At 62.8% G+C, this 6,000-nt stretch carries 8 protein-coding genes; 5 read left to right on the forward strand and 3 right to left on the reverse strand.

Features of this window, described 5'->3' with window-relative positions; translation table 11 throughout:
• Window positions 1–28 precede the first annotated feature (28 nt).
• Window positions 29–379 carry a Lin0512 family protein gene (locus tag K359_RS0107310; RefSeq protein WP_029078756.1) on the forward strand — a complete coding sequence of 117 codons (351 nt, stop codon included), beginning with the start codon at window positions 29–31 and terminating at the stop codon, window positions 377–379.
• A gap of 83 nt (window positions 380–462) precedes the next feature.
• Here the strand turns inward: K359_RS0107310 and K359_RS0107315 are convergent, their stop codons facing one another.
• Window positions 463–1,344: an SDR family oxidoreductase gene (locus K359_RS0107315; protein WP_029078757.1), complete on the reverse strand. Its 882-nt coding sequence runs from the start codon at window positions 1,342–1,344 to the stop codon at window positions 463–465.
• Between the two features lie 78 nt (window positions 1,345–1,422).
• Between K359_RS0107315 and K359_RS0107320 the strand changes: the two genes are divergently transcribed.
• A complete protein-coding gene (locus tag K359_RS0107320; RefSeq protein WP_029078758.1) occupies window positions 1,423–2,127 on the forward strand; it encodes a glutathione S-transferase family protein in 705 nt (234 codons plus the stop codon).
• Window positions 2,128–2,180: 53 nt separating this feature from the next.
• On the opposite strand, the gene K359_RS0107325 is transcribed toward K359_RS0107320, so the two are convergent.
• Both K359_RS0107325 and K359_RS63195 read right to left on the reverse strand, forming a co-directional pair.
• The gene (locus K359_RS0107325) at window positions 2,181–2,735 is read right to left on the reverse strand and encodes a disulfide bond formation protein B (protein WP_029078759.1); all 555 of its coding nucleotides are present in this window, start codon (window positions 2,733–2,735) and stop codon (window positions 2,181–2,183) included.
• Between the two features lie 8 nt (window positions 2,736–2,743).
• Window positions 2,744–2,902 carry a DUF5993 family protein gene (locus tag K359_RS63195; RefSeq protein ID WP_165123364.1) on the reverse strand — a complete coding sequence of 53 codons (159 nt, stop codon included), beginning with the start codon at window positions 2,900–2,902 and terminating at the stop codon, window positions 2,744–2,746.
• Window positions 2,903–3,043: 141 nt separating this feature from the next.
• Between K359_RS63195 and K359_RS0107335 the strand changes: the two genes are divergently transcribed.
• The 3 genes from K359_RS0107335 to K359_RS0107345 all read left to right on the forward strand — a co-directional run.
• A complete protein-coding gene (locus tag K359_RS0107335) occupies window positions 3,044–4,372 on the forward strand; it encodes a dicarboxylate/amino acid:cation symporter (RefSeq protein WP_029078760.1) in 1,329 nt (442 codons plus the stop codon).
• Window positions 4,373–4,387: 15 nt separating this feature from the next.
• A complete protein-coding gene (locus tag K359_RS0107340) occupies window positions 4,388–4,999 on the forward strand; it encodes a TIGR00730 family Rossman fold protein (protein ID WP_029078761.1) in 612 nt (203 codons plus the stop codon).
• Between the two features lie 489 nt (window positions 5,000–5,488).
• A partial coding sequence (locus tag K359_RS0107345; RefSeq protein ID WP_029078762.1) for a glutathione S-transferase family protein occupies window positions 5,489–6,000 on the forward strand: 512 nt, incomplete at its 3' end.

Consider the following 6,000-nt stretch of genomic DNA (forward strand, 5'->3'; position numbering starts at 1 on the left):
CTCACGCCAACGACAACAGGAAAGTTTCATGACACGCGTGCGCTGTATCACCGAAATGGGCATGGGCGTCGACGTTCATGGCCGCGACGCCACCAAGGCCGCCAAGCGCGCGGTCTCGGACGCGATCCGCCATTCCAGCCTCGGCTTCTTCCGCATGCTCGGCAAGACCGCGAATGACATGTTCGTCGACGTCACGATCGCCGTGCCGAATCCCGAAGATGTCGATATCGCAGCGGTCGCCAAGGAACTGCCCTATGGCACCAAGACGGTGAAGGCAATCGCGGGCGGGCTTGAGATCCCGTCTGATCTCGGCAACGACCCGATCCTGATCGCCAACGCCGCCGTCATCGTCAGCTTCGACGACGGGAAGACCAGCTGATCAACCGCGGTGGGTCGATGGGATCGAGAGCCGTCCCTCACGGCGTCGTCCTGGCTTGCGCCAGGACGACGCAATTGGAGGCGTCAATCGCCGCCCCGAAAATAGTCCGGCTTGCCGGTCGTCCAGGTCTCGCCCCAATGCTGACCGCCGCCATCGACGGTCAGCGTCTCGCCGGTGATGAACTTGCCGGAAGGCGCGGACAGATAGGCAGCCGCTTCTGCGATGTCCCACGGCGTGCCCGGGCGCATCATCGGGTTGGAGCGCGGATAGGCGGCGCGCGCGGCCTCGCTGTAGACGTTCCAGCCCTCGGTCTCGATCGCGCCGGGCGCGATGCAGTTGATGCGGATGTCCAGCGGCGCCCATTCGACCGCGAGCGCGCGCGACAGCCCGATCACGCCGGCGCGCGCCGCGATGGTGTGCGCGATGCCATAGAGGCCGTGCGTCGTGACCACGACGATATTGACGATGCTGCCGGGATGCTTGCAGTCGCGCCAGCGCTGCGCCGCGGCCTGCATCATGTACCAGGTGCCGTTGAGGTTGGTGTTGATGACCGCGTTCCAGCCCTTGATCGAGAAATCGATCGCGGCTTGCGGGAACTGGCCGCCGGCGCTGTTGACGAGATGATCGATGCGGCCATGCGCGGTCCACAGCGTGTCGAACATCGCGCCAACCCCATCGGGATCCCTGATGTCGGCGACATGCGCGGACGCCTTCAGGCCGCGATGGCCGAGATGATCGACCAGCGCATCGAGCTTGTCCGCATTGCGGCCGACCACCACGACGTGCGCGCCGAGCCGGGCGAACAGCCAGGCGATGGCGCGGCCGATGCCGCCGGCACCGCCGGACACGACGACCACCTGACCGGCCAGCGCGTCTGCCGCGAACACGGTCCGGTGTGTCGCGAGTTCGTCATCGGAGAGGCCGAGACTTGTGCCTGTTCTTGCGTGTGTCTGTTGATCGTTCATGGCCGGTTGCAGACCTTGCGGCTTCCACTGAGCTCCGTACATTAGCCACCCAACAACAACCCTGCAAAGAATGTCGACATGACCGACCTGTCAGCCTTTCCCATCACAAAACGCTGGCCCGCCCAGCATCCGGACCGCCTCCAGCTCTACTCGCTGCCGACGCCGAACGGCGTGAAGGTCTCGATCATGCTCGAGGAGATCGGGCTGCCCTACGAGGTCCATCTCGTCGACTTCGGCAAGGACGACCAGAAGACGCCGGAGTTCCTGTCGCTCAACCCGAACGGCAAGATTCCGGCGATCCTCGATCCCAACGGTCCCGGCGGCAAGCCGCTGCCACTGTTCGAATCCGGCGCCATTCTGCAATATCTCGCCGAGAAGACCGGCAAGCTGTTGCCCTCAGATCCGGCGCTCCGCTACCAGGCGATCCAGTGGGTGCATTTCCAGATGGGCGGCATCGGACCGATGTTCGGCCAGGTCGGCTTCTTCCACAAATTCGCCGGCAAGGATTATGAGGACAAGCGGCCGCTGCAGCGCTATGTCGACGAATCCAAGCGCCTGCTCGGCGTGATGGAGATGCATCTCGCCGGACGGCAATGGTTCATGGACGATGAATACACGATCGCCGACATCTCGATGATCGGCTGGGTGCGCAATCTGATCGGCTTCTACGGCGCGCGCGAGCTCGTCGCATTCGACCAGTTCAAGCACGTCGCCGGCTGGCTGGAGCGCGGTCTCGCGCGGCCGGCCGTGGAACGCGGATTGAATATTCCGAAGCGGCCTTAAAATTTGGGCATGATCTTTTCGGAAAACCGCTTCGCACTTTTCCGGATCATGCCTTAACTCGCTCGCTTCAGCAGCTCATAGACGACCGGATTGTCGGCACAGGCGCCAAAGCCGCATTCGAGCAGGGTGGAGAGCACGTTCAGCGCCGTCAGCCCGACCACGAGCCACACGGCACCTTGCGCGAACTTGCCGGGTGAGGCGCCCGGCGCCGCGCGGTGGTCGAACTGGCGGTCGAACAGCAGCATCGCGGCGAGCAGGACGATCGCCGCAATGAAGGCGATCAACGCCCACGGATAATAATGATAGCCGAGCAGTGCCGAACCATAGCCGGCGTCGCCGGGCAGGATGTGCAGCAGCACCTGCCGGGTCGAGACCGTGGCGCCGAGCACGGCCGTCAGTAGGGACAGGGCATAATGGCTCGGCCGTGGTCCGAAGCGGATGTTGAGGATCGGCCCGATCGCCAGCAGGGCGAAAAGGATGCGCTGCAGCAAACACAGCGGGCAGGGGAGCTCGTGCAGCACGAGCTGCGCGGCAAAGGCGGCGGCCAGCAGCAGCGCAAGGCCGTAAAGTGCGAGCGCGTTCAGGGTGACGGCCTGCGTATCATTCATGGCTGGCCTCAGAACGACAGGGGCAGACGGTCGGTGGCGTGGTGCAGCAAGGTTGCAACGCAGGCGACCAGGATCACCGCGAACAATCCAATCGCCAGGGGACGCGGACCACGCCAGGCCACCAGCATGGCGATGGTGATGGCGAGAAACAGCACGGTGAATTCCATCCTCAGCCTCCGGATGCGAGCCGGCCGTAGTCTATGACAGATTCGTGTGCGCTCGCGGCGGGCCTGAATGGGCATTGTCGCTTGCGCAGTGCTCGGCCAAGATGGCATCACCATTGAATTCATCCTAACCCGGGGCACCTCATGACCACAGACGCGATCAGGCCCGCCGCCCAACGCCATCATCAGCCCTGGTACAAGATCCTCTACGTCCAGGTGCTGATCGCGATCGCGGCAGGCGTCCTGATCGGGTACTTCTATCCAAATCTCGGCAAGGAGCTGAAGCCGCTCGGCGACGGCTTCATTGCGCTGATCAAAATGATGATCGCGCCGGTGATCTTCTGCACCGTGGTGCACGGCATTTCCTCGATGGGCGACCTCAAGCGCGTCGGCCGGGTCGGGCTGAAGGCGCTGATCTATTTCGAGGCGGTGTCGACGGTCGCGCTCGCCGTCGGCCTTCTGATCGGCGAAGTGCTGCAGCCCGGTCGCGGCTTCAACATTGATCCCTCCACGATCGATCCGAAATCGGTCTCCACTTACGTGACGCAAGCGAAGGAGCAGGGCATCGTTTCCCACCTGATGGCGATCATCCCCGACAGCTTCTTCGGCGCGCTCGCGCGCGGCGACCTGTTGCAGGTGCTGCTGATCTCGATCCTGTCGGGATTTGCCATTGCCTTGATGGGTAAGCCCGGCGAGCCGATCGCCGAGGCGATCGACAAGGCATCCAAGATGTTCTTCGGCATCATCCGCATGATCGTCCGGCTTGCGCCGCTCGGCGCCTTCGGCGCCATGGCCTTCACGGTCGGCGCCTATGGTCTCGGCTCGCTGGTGAATCTGGCGGCGCTGATCGGCACCTTCTACCTCACCAGCGTGCTGTTCGTGCTGATCGTGCTCGGCGCGATCGCCCGCCTGGCCGGATTCTCGATCATCCGCTTCATCGCCTATATCAAGGACGAGCTGTTGATCGTGCTCGGCACGTCGTCGTCGGAGACCGTGCTGCCGCAGATGATCCAGAAGATGGAGCATCTCGGCGCTTCGCGCTCGGTGGTCGGCCTCGTGGTGCCGACCGGCTACAGCTTCAATCTCGACGGCACCAACATCTACATGACGCTGGCGACGCTGTTCCTGGCGCAGGCCACCAACACCCATCTGACGATCTGGCAGGAGCTCGGCATTTTGGGCATCGCCATGATCACCTCGAAGGGTGCCTCCGGCGTCACCGGCGCGGGCTTCATCACGCTGGCCGCGACGCTGTCGATTGTGCCCGACATCCCGATCCAGTCGATCGCGATCCTGGTCGGCATCGACAAGTTCATGAGCGAATGCCGCGCGCTGACCAATTTGATCGGCAACGGCGTCGCCTGCATCGTGATCAGCCTCTCCGAAGGTGAGCTCGACAAGGACGCGCTGCACGAGACGATGGCGCATCCGCTCGAACTCGGCGAGGCGCTGGAGCCGGGCGGGGCGGGCTAGCGTGCAGGGTTCGGTATGAATACGATACGTTCCGTCTGTGTCTATTGTGGTTCCTCGCCAGGCAACGATGTTGCCTTTGTCGAAGCGGGCGAACGCTTCGGCAGGGATCTTGCGGCGGCAAGATTGGAGCTGATCTTCGGTGGCGGAACTCATGGTGTAATGGGTGCGGTCGCACGCGGGGTCCTTCAATCCGGCGGGAAGGTCGGTGCCATCATTCCGCGTTTTCTCACCAACCGCGAGTCCACTACGGATGCGCTGGCAATCTTCGATGACTTGACGGTTACTGAAACAATGCACGAACGTAAGCACAGGATGTTTGAACGTTCGGACGCGTTCGTGGCGCTGCCCGGCGGCATCGGCACAGTGGAAGAGATCATTGAGGTCATGACCTGGGCCCAGCTCGGGCAACACCGGAAGCCCATGGTCTTTGCCAACATTAAGGGTTTTTGGGATCCTATGCTGGCTATGCTCGACCACCTGCAACGCGTTGGTTTCCTTCACAGTCACCACCTGATCCGTCCGATTGTGGTTGATCGCGTCGACGGCATAATCCCTGCGATCTTGGCTGCTGCTTCGTCCGCTGGCACGTCTTCCGAGGGCAGTTCCGCTGTCGTCGACAAGATGTAGTGCGGACGGGTAGCCGCGCCACGATGGCGCATCCGCTCGAGCTCGGTGAGGCGCTCGAGCCGGGCGGCTCCGGCTAGAGCAATATGAAGTTATGGGGCCGTCGCAGGGGGGCGCTGCCAAAATATCGAAAACAACCCCATGCAAAGTAGCCGGCGGCGGCCGGCGTTCGACCAAGCAACTTGACCCGTCGAGCAACTCAGGCGTATATTTCTAATATTCAGAAATTGCCCAATGTTCCCCTCGCGCCAAGGCGTCGCATATGGCATTTGCGGGCCTCTGCAACTGAGGCTTCCACATCGCAGGTCGGAGAGGGAACGCGCCGTATTCGCGGCCGCAGCCTAGGTCGTGAACCGATAAAGTGGGAAGGGCCCGCACGGTAGGATGACGAATATGTGCCAAGCCTTGAGTGCATTATGCGCCATCGATAGTCCATTGCGCGACTGGCTCACCTCTGCGAGTGAGTCTGGCCCAATCCAGGAAGGCTTAACTATGCTCACCGTCTATGGCGAAGGTCGTGGCTTCCGTGTTGTTTGGCTGCTTGAGGAATTGGGATTGGCTTATCGGCTGCGCCCGGTCGATCTGCTGGCAGCCGAGAAGGATCGCGATTTTCTCGCGATCAACCCCGCCGGCTTCATTCCCGCACTGCAGGACGGCGAGACGATCATGGTCGAATCGATCGCGATTCTTGAGTACCTGCTCGCCCGCCACGGCTCAGGCTCGCTTGCCGTCGCCCCGGACGATCCCGCCTTCGCTTCCTATCTGCAATTTCTCCACTTGGGCGAGGCCGGGCTCGCCGGGCCGATGAACGCCGTCATTGTCGGTCGCCAACTGGCGCCCGAAGCCGAGCGAGATGCCCGGGTTACTTGTTGGGCACTCGAGACCTTCGAGAGCCGGCTGGGGTTGGTTATCCGCCGCCTCGCGGATTGCCCCTATCTCGCCGGCGACCGCTTCACTGCTGCCGATATCTCGGTGAGCTACGCCCTCCTGCTCGGCCTGCGAAC

Source organism: Bradyrhizobium sp. th-b2 (genome assembly GCF_000426785.1).
In the GTDB taxonomy this organism is placed as follows: domain Bacteria; phylum Pseudomonadota; class Alphaproteobacteria; order Rhizobiales; family Xanthobacteraceae; genus Bradyrhizobium; species Bradyrhizobium septentrionale.